Annotated in this window: 15 protein-coding genes; 7 read left to right on the plus strand and 8 right to left on the minus strand. The window is 73.9% G+C overall.

Annotated elements, in window-relative coordinates:
- Nucleotides 1–51 precede the first annotated feature (51 nt).
- Complete coding sequence (gene zapE, locus K7C20_RS28590) at nt 52–1173, minus strand: cell division protein ZapE (protein WP_030089362.1); 1122 nt, start codon at nt 1171–1173, stop codon at nt 52–54.
- 67 nt (nt 1174–1240) lie between these two features.
- Here zapE and K7C20_RS28595 point away from each other — a divergent pair, with 67 nt between their 5' ends.
- Nucleotides 1241–2065, plus strand: coding sequence for a dihydrofolate reductase family protein (locus K7C20_RS28595; RefSeq protein WP_053210476.1), 825 nt, complete (start codon nt 1241–1243; stop codon nt 2063–2065).
- A gap of 140 nt (nt 2066–2205) precedes the next feature.
- Complete coding sequence (locus K7C20_RS28600) at nt 2206–2703, plus strand: hypothetical protein (protein ID WP_030089368.1); 498 nt, start codon at nt 2206–2208, stop codon at nt 2701–2703.
- 32 nt (nt 2704–2735) lie between these two features.
- Here K7C20_RS28600 and K7C20_RS28605 read toward each other — a convergent pair whose 3' ends face one another.
- Nucleotides 2736–3422: an ABC transporter ATP-binding protein gene (locus tag K7C20_RS28605; RefSeq protein WP_053210477.1), complete on the minus strand. Its 687-nt coding sequence runs from the start codon at nt 3420–3422 to the stop codon at nt 2736–2738.
- Nucleotides 3419–4537, minus strand: coding sequence for an FtsX-like permease family protein (locus tag K7C20_RS28610; protein WP_030089372.1), 1119 nt, complete (start codon nt 4535–4537; stop codon nt 3419–3421). The genes K7C20_RS28605 and K7C20_RS28610 overlap by 4 nt, the downstream gene beginning before the upstream one ends.
- Nucleotides 4538–4722: 185 nt before the next feature.
- Between K7C20_RS28610 and K7C20_RS28615 the strand changes: the two genes are divergently transcribed.
- The 4 genes from K7C20_RS28615 (at nt 4723) to msrB (ending at nt 8621) form a co-directional block, all read left to right on the plus strand.
- Nucleotides 4723–5997: a sensor histidine kinase gene (locus tag K7C20_RS28615; protein ID WP_053210478.1), complete on the plus strand. Its 1275-nt coding sequence runs from the start codon at nt 4723–4725 to the stop codon at nt 5995–5997.
- Nucleotides 5994–6635 carry a response regulator gene (locus tag K7C20_RS28620; RefSeq protein WP_053210488.1) on the plus strand — a complete coding sequence of 214 codons (642 nt, stop codon included), beginning with the start codon at nt 5994–5996 and terminating at the stop codon, nt 6633–6635. Before K7C20_RS28615 ends, K7C20_RS28620 begins: the two co-directional genes overlap by 4 nt.
- A gap of 163 nt (nt 6636–6798) precedes the next feature.
- Nucleotides 6799–8196, plus strand: a complete 1398-nt coding sequence (gene murC, locus K7C20_RS28625) for a UDP-N-acetylmuramate--L-alanine ligase (protein ID WP_030088261.1) — start codon at nt 6799–6801, stop codon at nt 8194–8196.
- A gap of 17 nt (nt 8197–8213) precedes the next feature.
- Nucleotides 8214–8621, plus strand: a complete 408-nt coding sequence (gene msrB, locus K7C20_RS28630; RefSeq protein WP_030088259.1) for a peptide-methionine (R)-S-oxide reductase MsrB — start codon at nt 8214–8216, stop codon at nt 8619–8621.
- Nucleotides 8622–8761: 140 nt separating this feature from the next.
- Here msrB and K7C20_RS28635 read toward each other — a convergent pair whose 3' ends face one another.
- The 4 genes from K7C20_RS28635 to K7C20_RS39055 form a co-directional block, all read right to left on the minus strand.
- Nucleotides 8762–10045, minus strand: coding sequence for an NPCBM/NEW2 domain-containing protein (locus K7C20_RS28635; protein WP_030088258.1), 1284 nt, complete (start codon nt 10043–10045; stop codon nt 8762–8764).
- A gap of 130 nt (nt 10046–10175) precedes the next feature.
- The gene (locus K7C20_RS28640) at nt 10176–10835 is read right to left on the minus strand and encodes a 4'-phosphopantetheinyl transferase family protein (RefSeq protein ID WP_053210479.1); all 660 of its coding nucleotides are present in this window, start codon (nt 10833–10835) and stop codon (nt 10176–10178) included.
- Nucleotides 10832–11797 carry a metallophosphoesterase family protein gene (locus K7C20_RS28645; RefSeq protein ID WP_245171892.1) on the minus strand — a complete coding sequence of 322 codons (966 nt, stop codon included), beginning with the start codon at nt 11795–11797 and terminating at the stop codon, nt 10832–10834. Before K7C20_RS28645 ends, K7C20_RS28640 begins: the two co-directional genes overlap by 4 nt.
- A 62-nt stretch (nt 11798–11859) precedes the next feature.
- The gene (locus K7C20_RS39055; protein ID WP_053210490.1) at nt 11860–13488 is read right to left on the minus strand and encodes a PucR family transcriptional regulator; all 1629 of its coding nucleotides are present in this window, start codon (nt 13486–13488) and stop codon (nt 11860–11862) included.
- 239 nt (nt 13489–13727) lie between these two features.
- Here K7C20_RS39055 and K7C20_RS28655 point away from each other — a divergent pair, with 239 nt between their 5' ends.
- Nucleotides 13728–14261, plus strand: a complete 534-nt coding sequence (locus tag K7C20_RS28655) for a type 1 glutamine amidotransferase domain-containing protein (RefSeq protein WP_053210480.1) — start codon at nt 13728–13730, stop codon at nt 14259–14261.
- Nucleotides 14262–14281: 20 nt separating this feature from the next.
- Here the strand turns inward: K7C20_RS28655 and treZ are convergent, their stop codons facing one another.
- Nucleotides 14282–16084, minus strand: a complete 1803-nt coding sequence (treZ, locus tag K7C20_RS28660) for a malto-oligosyltrehalose trehalohydrolase (protein ID WP_053210481.1) — start codon at nt 16082–16084, stop codon at nt 14282–14284.
- Nucleotides 16085–16230 lie beyond the last annotated feature (146 nt).

Here is a 16230-nt window from a genome sequence, read left to right on the forward strand (position 1 = left end):
GGGCCGCCGGGAACCAGGCTGCGCCCCCGGTGTTTCCGCCAGGCGCCCCGTCTACCGGGAGTTGCCGGCCACCAGGGGGCCCGCGTCGCGTGCCAGCGCCGTCAGCCGGGAGATCGCCCGGAAGTACTTCTTGCGGTAGCCGCCGCGCAGCATCTCCTCGCTGAACAGCTCGTCGAAGGCCTTGCCGGAGGTCAGCACCGGCACCTCACGGTCGTAGAGCCGGTCCGCGAGGACGACCAGGCGCAGCGCCGTGGACTGGTCGGGCACCGCCTGGACGTCGGTGAGGCAGACCGCCTCGATGCCGTCGCACATCGCGCCGTAGCGGCTGGGGTGCACCTTGGACAGATGCTCCAGCAGGGAGGGGAAGTCGTCGAGCGAGGCGCCGGGCGTGCGGTACGCCGTGCGGGTGACGGTCTCGTCGTCGTACGGGGCGGGCGCCTCGGGCAGACCGCGGTGGCGGTAGTCCTCACCGTCGATCCGCAGCGGGCGGAACTGGGCGCTCAGGCCCTGGATCTCCCGCAGGAAGTCGGCGGCGGCGAAGCGGCCCTCGCCGAGCTTGCCGGGCAGCGTGTTGGAGGTGGCGGCCAGCGCCACACCGGCATCCACCAGCTTGCCGAGCAGGGTGGAGACCAGGACGGTGTCACCGGGGTCGTCCAATTCGAACTCGTCGATGCACAGCAGCTTGTGCTCGCCGAGGGTGCGTACGGTCTGCTGGAAGCCGAGCGCGCCGACGAGGTTCGTCAGCTCGACGAAGGTGCCGAAGGCCTTCTGCTCGGCCGGGGCGGGGGTGGCGTGCCACAGGGAGGCGAGCAGATGGGTCTTGCCGACGCCGTAGCCGCCGTCCAGATAGACGCCGCGCGGGCCCTTCGGGGCGGCCGGCTTCTTGGCGAACCAGCGCCGCTTCCCCGAGCCGGCCCGCCCGGCGTCGATGCTCTCCGCGAAGTCGCTCAGGACCTGGACGGCCTCGGACTGGCTGGGCTGCTTCGGGTCCGGGATGTAGGTGTCGAAGCGGGCGCCCTGGAAGCGCGGCGGCGGCACCATCTCGGCCACCAGGCGGTCGGCCGGGACGTGCGGGGCGCGGGCGGTGAGCGCGGCGGGCGCCGCATCGTCCCCGTCGGCCGGCGGTCCGGCTATCGGGTCGGGCTGCGGGGAAGAGGACTGGGAAGGCGACACAGCCGTCCAGCCTATCTCGTGCGCGGTGGCCGCCGGTCCCGTGAGCGAGGCATGTCACACTGCCGCCATGCGACGCCTGTTCCCTCTCCCCGCCCCCTCCGTACCGGCCCCTGACGTCGAGAACACCGTGGTGGGGGCGATCGACCCCACGGACCGCGAGTGGACGCTGGACGAGCTGGCCGACGCCTATGCGTACCCGGCGGCGGACGATCCGGTGCGCTCGGGGCGCACCGGCTGGCTGCGCGCGAACATGGTGTCCTCCGTGGACGGCGCGGCCCACCACGAGGGCCGCTCGCAGCCGCTCTCCAGCGATGCCGACATGCGGATCTTCGGGGTGCTGCGCGGGCTCGCGGACGCGGTGGTGGTCGGCGCGGAGACCGTACGGCAGGAGGGCTACCGGCCGGCCCGGGCGCGGGAGGCGTTCGCCGCCCGCCGGGCCGCCGCAGGACAGGGCCCGGCCCCTGCCATCGCCGTGGTGACCGCCGGCCTCGGGCTGGACTTCACCCTGCCGCTGTTCACCGAGCCGCTGGTCCCCACCCTGGTGCTGACCGGCGCGGGCGCGCCGGCCGGCCGGGTGGCGAAGGCCCGTGCCGCGGGCGTGGAGGTGCTGTTCGCCGGAGAGGGGCAGGGCGTCGATCCGGCCCGGGTGGCCGGGGTGCTGGCCGGACGGGGACACACCCGGCTGCTGACGGAGGGCGGGCCGATGCTGCTGGGGCAGATCGCGGCGGCCGGTGCGCTGGACGAGCTGTGTCTGTCGCTGGCGCCGGTGGTCGCGGTGGGCGACGCGGCGAGGATCATGAACGGTCCCGCGTTGCCGGTACCGGAGCGGTTCGCCCTGGCATCCGTATTGGAGGAGGCCGGGTTCCTGTTCACCCGCTACCGTCGGTCCTGACAATCGGCGGAATTATCTGTTCCGCTTAGCTTCCGTTGGGCACACTAAAAGCCAACAGGTCCCGCACGGCGACGGGGCAGGATGGTGTCTGTCGGGCTCCGTGCCATGCGGCGCCCCGGAAGAGAAGAAGGGCGTCCGTCGTGTTCACGAGCGTATTGATGATCGAGAAGCCACTGGCGCCGGCCGATGTGGAGTTTGTGACCACGCTGCATGGCGATGACCGGATCTCGTTCGTCGTGCTCATGCAGCCTCGCGGTAAGCAGGATGTTCTGCTACGGGCCATCGACGATGTCGCCCTCGGTGAGTTCGACGACGCCGTACGGGAGGGCGAGGAACCGGGCGGCGCCCGTGCCGAGGCCCCCGCCGAGCTCGCCCTGGCCCACACCCTCCAGGCGCTGCGCGACACCGGTGCGGAGGCCGTCGGGCAGGTCGTCGAGGACCATCCGCTGGACCTGCTGCGGTCCGTGGTCGACCAGACCGGCGCGGACGAGGTGATCGTGCTGACCACCCCGCACTTCGTGGAGGAGTTCTTCCACCGCGACTGGGCCTCCCGCGCCCGCCACAAGGTCGGCGTCCCGGTCCTCAAGCTCTTCTCGCACGCGGCGGACGACCAGCCCCAGGGGACCGGCGGGGGCTGACCGGACCCCCGTCGCCGGGCCGTCCGTCCCGGTTACGGGCGGGTGCCGGGCCCGGGGCGGAGCCGGCCGTCCCGCACCTCGGCGACCGTGTCCGCCGCCTCCAGATGCGCGGGGTCGTGGGTGACCAGCACCGTCGCGGTGGCGCGCTCGCGGGTGAGGGTGCGCAGCAGGGCGAGCACCGCGGCGCCCCGCTCGTGGTCCAGTGCGCTGGTCGGCTCGTCCACCAGCAGCACCGCGGGCTCGTTCATCAGCGCCCGCGCGATATTGACCCGCTGCCGCTGGCCGCCCGACAGCTGATGAGGCCGCCGGCCGGCCTGACCCTCCAGGCCGACCGCGGCCAGCAGTTCCCGTGACCGGACCCGCGCCGTGCGCGGCGAGCGGCCGTCCAGATGGGCCATCACCTGGAGCTGTTCGGCGGCGGTCAGCGACGGCAGCAGATTCGGCTGCTGGAAGACCGTGCCGATGGTGGCGCGGCGCAGCGTCGTCAGCTCGGCCCGGCCGAGTCCCGTGGTGTCGGTGCCGTCGATCACCACCCGGCCGCGGTCCGGCCCGATCAGCGTGGCGGCGACCGCGAGCAGGCTGGACTTGCCGGAACCCGACGGGCCGATCACCGCGGTCAGACAGCCGGCCGGCACGCTCAGCGAGACCTCGTCGAGTGCGGTCAGCCGGGCGTCGCCGTCGGGGTAGGTGAGGGTGACATCGGTCAGTTCGAGGCTCATCGGGCACTTCCCAGGGCGGTCAGCGGGTCGACGGACGTGATGCGGCGAATGGCGAGCGCGGCACCGGCGGCACCCAGCGCGATCATGATCAGGGCGGGGGCCAGCACGGTGGACGGGGCGAGCACGAAGGGCACCGTGCCGCCGATCCCGGCTCCCACCGCGGCCGCCGCGGCGGTGCCCAGGCCGGTCCCGATCACCAGCAGGACGACGGCCTGGCCGAGCGCGTCGCGCAGCAGAGAGCCGGTCGAGGCACCCAGTGCCTTGAGGACGGCGACATCGCCGCCGCGCTGGATCGTCCACACCGTGAAGAACGCCCCGATGACCAGCGCGGAGATGACGAACAGAAAGCCGCGCATCAGCTGGAGTGAACCGTTCTCGGCGGCGAACGAGCCGATGGCCTGCAACGCGTCGTCGGTGCCGACGGTCCTCGTGCCGAGCGCCTTGTCGGCGGCCGCCAGACCGGCCGTCCCGGAGGTGGAGAGGGCGAGCACGGTCGCGCCCATGGAGTTGCCGGACACGCCGTCCTTCCCTGAGGCGGCGCTCCCGCCGGCCGGCCCGGAGCCGCCCGCCAACGCCCGCCAGTCCTCCAGCGACGTCCAGACCACCGGCGTATGGCTGTACATCGCCGCGCCCGACACCGCCGCGACCCGCAGCGTCCGCCCGCCCAGCGTCAGCGCGCCCCCGGCCCGCACCCCGAGCGAGGCCGCGGCCTTCTCGGACAGCACCACCGCACCGTCACCGACGCGCCCCGGCGCCGCCGCCGACCCCGGCCGCGCCCCGAACGCCGACACCGCGGCGGTCCGGCCGCCCGCCTCGGCCTTCGTCGTCACGATCCCCAGCGGATCGGCATGCCGCACGCCCGGCACCCGCGCCCAGGCCCGTACCGTCCGCTCCGAAAGCCGTGAATCGGTGAAGGCGACGCCCCTGCCGTCCGCGGGCGCCGAGAACACCAGGTGGTCGGCGGGCAGCGCGGTGATGGCCGAGGTGTTCTCCCGGCCCAGGCCCGCAGTCAGGCCCGACAGCAGACCCACCAGCGCTGTGATCAGCACGATGACGGTGCCCATCAGGGCGAACCGCCCCTTGGCGAATCTCAGGTCCCTCCAGGCGACGAACACAGATGGAGCCCTCCTCGGAGCGGGTGTGCCGGGCCCGGCTGCCCGGCGGCGGCCCCCACCGTCTCCTCCCGGGCGGGCCCGGGACATCGCGCCGAGGAGCGGTCCGCCGGCATCGAACGGTGCGCCCCGGAGTCAACCCTTTGGTTGATGCCGCAGGTGGGGACGGCACTTAGCCTGAGGGAGCCGTGACCGAAGAAGCCGTGACCGCTCACTCCCTCACCCCCGTCCTGCGGGTCCTGCGCAGCTGCCTGCATCTGCTGGTGGCCGCGCTGCTCGCGCTCGCCGTCGTACGCGCCCTGGCCGAGCACGCCCCGGTCGCCCCGGCCGTGCTCGCCACCGCCGTGGCGCTGTTCGCCGTGTACGCCACCGGCCCCCGGCTGCCCCGTCTGCGCAGCTCCACCGGTGCCGCCGCCCTCTGGCTCGCCGCCGTGGCCCTGCTCTGGACGGTGCTGCTCGCCCTCACCCAGGACGGCGTCTGGCTGGCCTTCCCGCTGTTCTTCGTCCAGCTGCATCTGCTGCCGCTGCGCGGGGCGCTGCCCGCCGTCGCGGCCACCACCGTGGTCGCCGTCGCCGGATTCGGGTGGCACACCCACACGCTGAGCGTCGGCACGGTGCTCGGCCCTGCCCTGGGCGCCGCGGTCGCCGTGGCGGTCGTCCTCGGCTACGAGGCCCTCTACCGGGAGAGCGAACAGCGCCGCCGTCTCATCGAGGAGCTCACCGCGGCCCGCAGTGAACTGGCCGCCGCGGAACACGCCGCCGGCGTGCTCGCCGAACGCGAGCGGCTGGCCCGCGAGATCCACGACACCCTCGCCCAGGGCCTGTCCAGCATCCAGCTGCTGCTGCGGGCCGCCGAGCGCGCCCTGCCGCAGCGGCCCGGCACCGCCCTCGGCCATGTCCGGCAGGCCCGCACCGCCGCCGTCGGCAACCTCGCCGAGGCGCGCCGCTTCGTGCGTGCGCTGAGCCCGCCCGACCTGGAGGCCGGGTCGCTGCCCGCCGCCCTGGAGCGGCTGTGCGCCACCACGGCCCGTACCTCCCCTCTCGCCGTGCACTGCCAGGTCTCCGGCGCGCCCACCGCGCTCCCCACCGCGCACGAGGTCGCCCTGCTGCGCATCGCCCAGTCCGCGCTCGCCAACACCGTCCGGCACGCCGGTGCCGGACGGGCCGAGCTGACCCTCAGCTACATGGACACCGAGGTCGCGTTGGACGTCGTCGACGACGGCGTGGGCTTCGTCCCCGCCGGGCTGCCCGCCCCCGGCTCCGCGGCGGCCCGCGGCACCGGCTTCGGCCTCGCCGCGATGCGCGCCCGGGCCCGCGCCCTCCAGGGCACCCTCGTCGTCGAGTCCGCCCCCGGGGAGGGCACCGCGGTCGCCGTCACCCTCCCGTGCCCCGCCACCGCGTCCGCCCCTGCCCCGCCCGCCCCGGCCCCCGCGCCCGGCGCCACCCCGGAGGCCGCCTCGTGACCGCCCCGGGCACCCCCATCCGGCTGCTGCTCGCCGACGACCACCCCGTCGTACGCGCCGGGCTGCGCGCCGTCCTGGAGACCGAACCGGACTTCGAGATCGTCGCGGATGTCCCCACCGCCGAACAGGCCGTCGGCCTCGCCGCGCGGCTCGACGCCGACGTGGTCCTCATGGACCTCCAGTTCGGCGGCCGGATGCTCGGCTCCCAGGCGACCGCGGCGATCACCGCCCGCCCCGGCGCCCCGCGGGTCCTCGTCCTGACCACGTACGACACCGACGCCGACATCCTCGCCGCCATCGAGGCCGGCGCCACCGGCTACCTCCTCAAGGACGCGCCGCCGGAGGAGCTGGCCGCCGCGGTACGCACCGCCGCCGCCGGGAAGTCGGCGCTCGCCCCCACCGTCGCGCTGCGGCTCATGGACCGGATGCGCACGCCCGCCACCGCGCTCTCCCGCCGGGAGACCGAGGTCCTCCGGCTCGTCGCCGACGGACTCTCCAACGCGGCGGTCAGCAAGCAGCTCTTCCTCAGCCAGGCGACCGTCAAGTCCCACCTCGTCCACATCTACGCCAAGCTGGGCGTGGACTCCCGTACCTCCGCGGTCGCCGCCGCCACGGCACAGGGCCTGATCCGCCGCTGAGCGCCGTCCGCCGGGCCGTTCCGCAGCCGTCCGCCGGGCCGGTTCCCGCGGCCGGCCGGGTCCGAGGACCGGCGCTGTCGGTGCCGGGTGCGAGAATCGTCGACAGCACGACAGAACGACCGCACCACCGCTCGCGATGATCGACGATCAGGGAGACCCACCCATGGCACCCGCCATCCCAGCCTCGATGGACCGGCCGCACTTCATCGGCATCGGCGGAGCCGGTATGTCGGGCATCGCCAAGATCCTCGCGCAGCGCGGCGCCCAGGTGGCCGGCAGCGACGCGAAGGACTCCGCGACCGCCCAGGCCCTGCGTGCCCTCGGCGCCACGGTCCACATCGGCCACGCCGCCGGACATCTCGCCGAGGACGCCACCAGCGTCGTCGTCTCCTCCGCGATCCGCCCGGACAACCCCGAGCTGGCCGCCGCCCATGAGCGCGGCATCCCCGTCGTGCACCGCTCCGACGCGCTCGCCTCCCTCATGGACGGCCTGCGCCCCATCGCCGTCGCCGGCACCCACGGCAAGACGACGACGACCTCCATGCTCGCCGTCTCCTTCGGCGCCCTCGGACTCAAGCCGTCCTACGCCATCGGCGGCGACCTCGACGCCCCGGGCTCCAACGCCGAGCACGGCTCCGGCGAGATCTTCGTCGCCGAGGCCGACGAAAGCGACCGCAGCTTCCACAAGTACGCCCCCGAGGTCGCGATCATCCTCAACGTGGAGCTCGACCACCACGCCAACTACGCCTCGATGGACGAGATCTACGAGTCGTTCGAGACCTTCGTCGGCCGTATCCGCCCCGGCGGCACCCTGGTCATCGCCGCCGACCAGCCCGGCGCCCGCGAGCTCACCGAGCGGATCTCCGGCCGCTACGACATCGAGGTCGTCACCTACGGCGAGTCCGCGGACGCCGACGTCCGCATCCTCAAGGTCAACCCCCGCGGCCTGACCAGCGACGTCACGGTCACCCTCACCAGCGGCAAGATCCTCACGTTCACGGTCTCCGTCCCCGGCCGGCACTACGCCCACAACGCCGTCGCCGCCCTGGCCGCCGGCGTCGCCCTGGGCCTCGCGCCGCACAACCTCGCCTCCGCGCTCGGCAAGTACACCGGCGTCAAGCGCCGCCTCCAGCTCAAGGGCGAGGCGGCCGGTGTGCAGGTCATCGACTCCTACGCCCACCACCCCACGGAGATGACCGCCGACCTGGAAGCCATCCGCGGCGCCGCCGAGGGCTCCCGCGTACTGGTCGTCTTCCAGCCGCATCTCTTCTCCCGCACCCAGGAGCTGGGCACGGAAATGGGCCAGGCCCTCGCCCTCGCCGACGCCTCCGTGGTCCTGGACATCTACCCGGCCCGCGAGGACCCGATCCCGGGCGTCACCAGCGCCCTGATCATCGACGCCGCGCGCACCGCCGGCGCCGAGGTCACCCCCGAGAGCGACCAGGCAGCCGTCGCGGACGTCATCGCCGGAATGGCGAAGCCCGGCGACCTTGTTCTCACCATGGGCGCGGGCGATGTGACCGACCTCGGCCCCGCCATCCTGTCCCGCCTGGGCAGCTGAGCTGAGGAGGACCCCAGATGCCGTACGAGATCGACAAGCCCGACGAGGAGTGGCGCGCCGAGCTGAGCCCCGCGGAGTACCAGGTACTGCGCCAGGCCGGCACCGAACCCGCCTTCGTCGGCGAGTACACCGACACCAAGACCGAGGGCGTCTACTCCTGCCGCGCCTGTGGCGCCGAGCTCTTCCGCTCCGACACCAAATTCGAGAGCCACTGCGGTTGGCCGTCCTTCTACGACCCCAAGGACTCCGACGCCGTCGAGCTCATCGAGGACCGCAGCCACGGCATGGTCCGCACCGAGGTCCGCTGCGCCCGCTGCGGCTCCCACCTGGGCCACGTCTTCCGGGGCGAGGGCTACCCGACGCCCACGGACCAGCGCTACTGCATCAACTCGATCTCCCTGCGCTTGGCTCCGGACGAGGGGTGAGCGAACGGGACGGTGGCCGCCCCGCCGCTCCGGGACTCGCGAAGTCGTAGGGTTCCGCTTCCACGTCAGGTGGGGGCATGCCGTGGCCGCAGGACGCGAACCTGCGGCCACGGCTCCATCCCTCCGCGTGGGCGCACGGCTCAGCCGCAGGTGATGCGGGGGCTGCCCCAGTCGGCGTGGTCGGAGTCGTTCCCGTTGCCGCCGTCGGTGACCACGAGCCGTAGCTCGGTGCCGCCGGTGAGGTCCGCAGTGAGGCGCTTCGCGGGCTGGTTCACCGTCATCAGCCCGCTGTCGGCGGCCTTCGTGCCGTCCCGGTAGATCTGGAAGACCGCGGAGCCGTTCGCGCCCACCTCGTCGTCGAGGCCCACGTCCACGCTGAGGGCGGAGCAGGTGCCGCCGAGCTGGTAAGTGATCTCGCTGTTGGCGTGGGCCCCCAGGCCTTCGGGGTAGCCGGTCCCCTGGATGGTGAGGGGATGTCCGTCGATGCTGCTGTTCGGCCTGAACGGGGCGAAGCTGTATTTCTGGGAGCTCCACGACCGGGCGCCCAACGGCATGGTGTGGCCGGCCGGCGGTTTGTCCGCGGGGCCGGGGCGGGGCGAGTGCGACGGCTTCGCCGGCGACGAGGGCCGGGAGCTCGGGCGCTTCGGCTTCTTGCTGTGCGTGGGGGACGGGGAGCCCGAGGGAGAACGGGAAGCCGTGGCGGAGCTCCTGGCGGACGCGGCCGGCGGCTGGTCCGTGGCGGGGGCCGAAGAGTGGCCCGACCGGTCGCGGCGCCCGGCCGTGGCATCGTCGCGATCCGGGCCGAACAGCGGGCCGACGGATATGGTGACGCCGGCCAGGACGGCCACGGCGACCGCGAGCACGGTGATCCGGGCCGGTGAGAACCGCGCCCGCCGGAGCTTGTCCGGCGCGGCGGACGGGACCGTCCCCGAGAAGCTCAGGCCGGCCGTGGGCGCGCCGCCGGCGCCGGATGGCCGGGCGCTGTCAGCGGGGCCGGGACCTTCCTCCGGCTGGGCGGCCAGCCAGGACGCGAAGTCGTCACGCAGCTCGGTGTTGCGGGCAGTGCGGTGCCAGGCGGCGGCGGTACGGCGTACCGCCGCGAGCAGCGCGGCCCGCCAGGCCGGATCGGCCCCCTCTTCCGGGCCGGGGGAGTGCAGGACGTGGTCGATGGCCTCCTTGGCCAGATCCGCCGAGGCCTGGGACGAGCGGCAGCAGTCACGAGCGGAGGCGAGCACGGCCGCGTAGTGCCGTTGATGGAACTCGTTGAGGGCTTCCTGGCCCGCCCGAGCCGTGCCGTCCGGAGCAGGTGTGCCGAACGGAGCGTCCGCCGCTCCGCCGCCGGGCCGGGCTGCCGCACGGATACGCCGGACGAGCTCGGTGTCGGAGGGTGCTGTCCCACCGGTGGTGTCGCAGTGCTCTTGCATGAGTGGGCAATGACCCTTCAACGTCCTGACGGGCCATGAAAAATACCGCAGGCAGGGCGGATATCCGGCGGCCGGTGCGGCGTTCGGCACCGGATGGGCCGAGGGGACTCGCCCCGCATCCGCCCGCCCGTCACGCCATCACCACGATCCCCGTCACCACCAACCCTGCCCCCACGAGCCAACGGCCGCTGAATTCGGTGAGTTCCCTGCCGTCGACCACGGGACCGGGGACGAGGAGGCGGGCGGTGAAGGTGGAGTTCGACGGGTCGAGGGTGACGTGGGCCTCCTCGAAGTCGAGCCAGCGGCGGGTGAGGGGGTACCACGCCTTGTAGACGGACTCCTTGGCGCTGAACACCAGGCGGTCCCAGCAGACTTCGGGCTGCGCGGCGGACAGCCGGCGCAACTGGACGCGTTCCTCGGGGAGGGTGACGAGGTCGACCACGCCGGGGTCCTCCACGGGCAAGTGGGGCTCGGCGTCCAGGCCGATCGTCCGTACGTCCGCCGAGCGGGCCACCGCGGCGGCGCGGTAGCCGACGCAGTGCGTCATGGCGCCGACGATGCCCGGCGGCCACTGCGGCTCCCGGTTGGGGCCGGGCAGCAGGGGCGCGGGGGCGATGCCCAGTTCGGCCAGGGCGCTGCGGGCGCAGCCCCGTACGGTGCCGAACTCCTGCTGTCGCTGGGGCACGGCGCCGGACACCAGCGCCCACTCCTCGGGATACATCTCGGACACCGGGGCGTCGTGGAAGGCCTCGGCGGTCACGACCGGGGCCGGCAGCAGCTTGTCGATCATGCGAGGGTCCCGGTGGTTCCGGCGGCGACGGTGGCCGGCGCGGGCAGGATCTGCACCGGCCGCCCCGGTGTGCCGGGGCGGCGCTGCCACTCCCGCGGATAGCCGAGGGACACCTCCTGATGCGGCACGCCGTCGCAGACCAGCAGCCGCGGGATGTGCAGATGGCCGTAGACCACGGTGGCGGCGCGGAACCGGCGCGGCCAGTCGGCGGTCGCCTCCGTACCGCACCACAGCGCGAAATCGGGGTACCACAGGGGCCGGGTGGGCTCGCGCACCACCGGCCAGTGGTTGACGAGCACGGTGGGCAACTCCGCGGGCAGGGCGGCGAGTCGGGCCTCGGTGGCGGCCACCCGCGCCTGGCACCACGCCTCCCGCGTCGGATACGGGTCCGGGTGCAGGAAGTGCTCGTCGGTGCACACGACCCCGGCCTTCTCGGCCAGGGCGAGCGCCTCTTCCTTGGACGTCGCCCCCGGCTGCCGGAAGGTGTAGTCGTAGAGCAGGAAGAGCGGTGCGATGACGGCCGGGCCGCCGGTGCCCTCCCAGACCGGATACGGGTCCTCGGGGGTGAGCACGCCCAACTCCCGGCAGATCTCCACCAGATGCTCATAGCGCGCCACGCCGCGCAGCTGTACCGGGTCGTGCTCCGGCGTCCACAGCTCGTGATTGCCGGGCACCCAGACCACCTTGGCGAACCGGCTGCTGAGCAGGGTGAGCGCCCAGCGGATGTCGGAGACGCGCTCACCGACGTCGCCGGCGACCAGCAGCCAGTCGTCGTCGGACTCCGGTCGTAACGCCTCGACGATGTCGCGGTTCTCCTGGTAGCGGACGTGCAGATCGCTGACGGCCACCAACGTGCCGCGCCCGCCGCCCCGCACGGGACCCGGAGCGGGCGTGGCGGTGGGCTCGGGCGTGGGGGTAGGCCCGGTGGCGCCGGACGTGAGGGTGCGGATCTCGTAGGTCACCATCGAAGTAAAGACGGTGCGGAGGAGAGAGTGAAGGGCGACCGGGGTGGCGGGGCTCCGCGTCACCGGCCTGGCGGTGGGGGAGCCGGCCGGCCACCGGGGCCGGTGCCGGGGGCGCCACCGCGGCGGATGCGGGTGGCCAGCCAGAGGTCGAAGCGGTCGTCGGGGTCGTCGAGACGGCGGCCGGTGAGGTCCATGGCCTTGTCGAGGCGGTTGCGCACGGTGTGCCGGTGGACGCCGAGCCGCCGGCTGGTGGCGTCCCAGGCACCGCCGGTCTCCAGCCACGCCGCCAGGGTGGCGATCAGCTCCTCGCCGTGGTCCGCGAGATCGAGCGGGCCGAGCACGCTGTCGGCGTAGCCGTGCAGCGTACGGCGGTCGCCCAGGTCGAGCAGAAGCCGGCTGGCCTGGCTCTGCCGGGCCTGCGCGGGCGCTCCGCCCGACCGGCTGACGGCGAGCAGCCCGGCCGCCTGGCGCAGGGACACCCGTACCGCTTCGGGGGCGGTGGCCGGGCCGATACCGGCCGGGCAGTGCGGGGCGAAGCGGGCGAGCACCTCGCGGATGTCCAGCTCCTCGCCGACCACCGCCTCGATGACCGCGCCCGGCGCCCCGCCCACGACCCTGACCAGGCCGCCGGGAACCGCCAGCGCCAGATCGGCGGCCATCTCCTGAGCGGCGCCGTCCCCGGCCCCGTCCGTGGCCCCGTCCGCCGCCCCGGATTCCGCGGGGGCGGTGGCCGTACGGCCCGGGGCACCCCCCGCCTCCACCACGACCCCCCGCACCCGCTCGGCCGTCAGCCCCGCCGAACGCAGCATGTCCCGGGCCCGGTCGGCGGGGGGATCCTCCTCCGCCAGCAGCTCCGAAAGCAGCGCTGACCTGCGGCGGCGCTCCGGCTCGTCGCGAAGGTGGCGGCGCTCCAGTTCCAGCGAGAGCAGGGAGACCAGGCCGGGTACGACCGAACGGGCGGCGTCGTCCGGGCGTCCGGTGAGCAGCAGCAGACCGCGCAGCCGCCGCGCGCCCAGGGGCTGCACCTCCAGTTGCTGCCCCGCGGCCGTGCTGGAGGCACTGCCGCGCAGTCCGCGCGCGGCAACCCGTTCGAGCAGATCGTGCGCCTGCGCCGGCAGGTCCCGCTGTTCGTGCTCGCTCGTGGCGAGCAGCCGCCCGAGCGGGTCGAGCACCGCCGCGCCCACACCGGTGGCCGCCGTCCACTCCGTCAGCATCGGCCGCAGCCCGTCGCCGGCCGCCGCGGCCGTCAGCCGCCGCTGGGTCGCGAACGCCCGGTGCAGCAGCGCGCGCTGTTCGTCGGCCCGTGCGTCGAAGACCGCCTTCGTGACGGCGATGAACGGCACCTCGTCCGGCACCGTCAGCAGCGGCAGCCCGGCCTCCTCGGCCGCCGCCACCAGCGGCTCCGGCGCCTCCTGGTACGGCAGGCCCTGCCCCAGCCCGAGCGCCAGACACGCCGCTCCGCCCTCGGCCGCGTCCCGGACGTACGCCCGGCAGGCGGCGGGCTCCATCGGCAGCAACAGCCCGATCGTCATGAGGAGTTCACCGCCCTGAAGCCACTTCCCCGGCGTCGGCAGATCCGAGACCGTGGCCGCTTCGATCGTCCGGGCCAGCAGCTTTGGCGGCACGTCGTAGGTGACCGACAGGCGGAGATCGGGCCGGGCCAGGAGATCGGAGATATGCAGGGGCATGGACACAGTGTCCATCACCTCTCCGCGGAGTGGACGATCAGGCGAGCGGGGCTGGGGGAGGTCGTGGACCCGGCGGCAGCCGTGGCCCGGCCCCCGACGGCCGTGGGGGCGCCGCGGGGCCGGTCCGCGGGGTCTGGCTCTGGGGATGAGTGAAGACGGTGCGGCCCGTTATGGTCGAGAGGTGGGGGAGTGGGGTTCCTTCCTCGCTCCCCGACCCGAGGAAGGGACGTGAGCGCACTATGCAGGCGGCGTTTCTGGTGGCTCCAGAGGGCATCGAGCAGGTCGAGCTGACCCGGCCGTGGAAGGCGGTGACCGACGCGAGCGGCGGCCCGACACTGGTCTCCACCCGCACGGGGAAAGTGCAGGCGTTCGACCACCTGGACAAGGCGGACACCTTCCCCGTCGACCTGACGGTGGACGAGGCGACCGCGGCGGACTTCGACGGGCTGGTGCTGCCCGGCGGGGTGGCCAATCCGGACGCACTGCGCCTGGACGAGCGGGCCGTGGCGTTCGTCAAGTCGTTCTTCGACGCCGGGAAGCCGGTGGCCGCCATCTGCCACGCCCCGTGGACGCTCATCGAGGCCGATGTGGTGCGCGGCCGCACCCTGACCTCCTGGCCCAGTCTGCGGACCGACCTCCGCAACGCGGGCGCCACCTGGGTCGACGAACAGGTCCAGATCTGCACCAGCGGACCGAACACGCTGATCACCAGCCGGAAGCCGGCCGATCTGGAGGCCTTCTGCGCGGCGTTCATCTCGGAGTTCTCGCACTGAGGCCCGCGCGGGCGGCCGCGCTACGGCCCGAGCACCACCGCTGCCTCCGGTGGCAGCAGCAGCATGCCGTCCGCACCGGGCACCCGGGCCTCCGGCCACCCCGCCAGTGCCCGCAGCGCCGCCCCGCCACCCGTGCCGCCGTCCCCTCCCGGGCCGTCGCCGCCCGCCGGGATGGCGGCCGTGGTGTCCCGCGCGAGATTGACCGCCACCCGTAGCGGGCCGCGCCGCAGCAGGAGCCAACGCGCCTCCTCGTCGTAGCGGACGGCCGTGTGGCGCGGATCGGGGTCGGTCAGCGGCGGCAGCTCCTGGCGCAGCGTCAGCAGCGTACGGTGCCAGGCCAGCAGCGCGGTATGCGGTTCCACGGCGGGTTCGCTCCAGTCCAGGACGCAGCGGTCGCGGGTCGCCGGGTCCTGCGGATCGGGCCAGTCGTCGGCGTGGCCTGCCCATTCGTGCGCGGCGAACTCGCGGCGCCGCCCGGCCCGTACCGCCTCCGCCAGCTCCGGATCCGTGTGATCGGTGAAGTACTGCCACGGCGTGGTCGCGCCCCACTCCTCGCCCATGAACAGCATCGGCGTGAAGGGCGAGCACAGTACGAGCGTGGCGGCGCAGGCGAGCAGCCCGGGGGAGAGCCCGGCGGCGAGCCGGTCGCCGAGCGCACGGTTGCCGATCTGATCGTGCGTCTGGGCGTAGGCCAGCAGGCGGTAGGCGGGTGTCCGCCGAAGGTCGAGCGGCGCGCCGTGCGCCCGGCCGCGGAAGCCGGAATACGCACCGTCATGGAAGAAGCCGCCGGTCAGCGTCTTGGCGAGGGCGGCGAGCGGGGCTTGTGCGAAGTCGGCGTAATAGCCCTGGGATTCACCGGTGAGCGCGGTGTGCAGGGCGTGATGGAAGTCGTCGTTCCACTGGGCGTGCAGACCGTGTCCGCCGTCGGTCCGCGGTGCGGTGGTGCGCGGATCGTTGAGATCGGACTCGGCGACCAGGAACAGCGGGCGCCGCAGCTGCTCCGCCAGCGCGTCGACAGCGGCGGACAGTTCGGCCAGGAAATGCGGGCTGCCGTCGTCGTGCAGCGCATGGACGGCGTCCAGCCGCAGCCCGTCGAGCCGGTAGTCCCGCAGCCACGAGAGCGCGCAGCCGAGGAAGTAGCCGCGCACCTCGTCGCTGCCGGGGGCGTCGAGATTGACCGCGGCGCCCCACGGCGTGTGATGGGTGTCGGTGAAGTACGGTCCGAACGCCGGGAGAGGGTTGCCGGACGGGCCGAGGTGGTTGTGCACCACGTCGAGCACGACCCCCAGACCGTGGCCGTGCGCGGCGTCCACGAACCGCTTGAGCCCGTCCGGCCCGCCGTACGGTTCGTGCACCGCCCATGGCGCGACCCCGTCGTACCCCCACCCGTGGCTGCCGGGGAACGGGCAGACCGGCATCAGGGAGATATGGGTGATGCCCAGGTCGGCGAGGTGCCGCAGCCGTGCCGACGCGGCGTCGAAGGTTCCCTCGGGGGTGTACGTCCCGATGTGCAGTTCGTAGAGGACCGCGCCGGGCAGCGGGCGGCCGGGCCAGGGATGCCGCCACCCGAACCGCTCGTGCTCGACGACCGCGCCGGGCCCGCCGGGGCCCTCCGGCAGCCGCGCGGCGCGCGGATCGGGCAGCGGCGGCCCGCCGTCGAGCCGGAAGCCGTAGCGGTCCCCGTCCTGGGCCGGCGCCTCGGTACGCCACCAGCCCGCGCGGCCGGCTGCGCGCTCCATCGGGACGTCCGCTTCACCGGCCCGGTCCCCCTCCCACCGCAGAGCGACCCGCCCGGCCTTCGGAGCCCATACCTCGAACAGCACGGCCGTCCTCCTTCGTTCGGTCCGGTCCCTGACGAAGAAAGCATGTTGCCGCGCCGCCCGACAGCCCGACGTGGCGATACGGGCCGACATCGCGCCATCCCACTGGGCCGTTCCGGCGAGCCCATGCGCCCACCTGCTCCGTCCCG

Origin of the sequence: Streptomyces decoyicus (assembly GCF_019880305.1) — a bacterium.
In the GTDB taxonomy this organism is placed as follows: Bacteria; Actinomycetota; Actinomycetes; order Streptomycetales; family Streptomycetaceae; genus Streptomyces; species Streptomyces decoyicus.

Coding starts and splice junctions, on each gene's coding strand:
- K7C20_RS28595 (WP_053210476.1), top strand. CDS start 1,241: ATGCGACGCCTGTTCCCTCTCCCCGCCCCCTCCGTACCGGCCCCTGAC.
- K7C20_RS28605 (WP_053210477.1), bottom strand. CDS start 3,422: ATGAGCCTCGAACTGACCGATGTCACCCTCACCTACCCCGACGGCGAC.
- murC (WP_030088261.1), top strand. CDS start 6,799: ATGGCACCCGCCATCCCAGCCTCGATGGACCGGCCGCACTTCATCGGC.
- msrB (WP_030088259.1), top strand. CDS start 8,214: ATGCCGTACGAGATCGACAAGCCCGACGAGGAGTGGCGCGCCGAGCTG.
- K7C20_RS28635 (WP_030088258.1), bottom strand. CDS start 10,045: ATGCAAGAGCACTGCGACACCACCGGTGGGACAGCACCCTCCGACACC.
- K7C20_RS28640 (WP_053210479.1), bottom strand. CDS start 10,835: ATGATCGACAAGCTGCTGCCGGCCCCGGTCGTGACCGCCGAGGCCTTC.
- K7C20_RS39055 (WP_053210490.1), bottom strand. CDS start 13,488: ATGCCCCTGCATATCTCCGATCTCCTGGCCCGGCCCGATCTCCGCCTG.
- K7C20_RS28655 (WP_053210480.1), top strand. CDS start 13,728: ATGCAGGCGGCGTTTCTGGTGGCTCCAGAGGGCATCGAGCAGGTCGAG.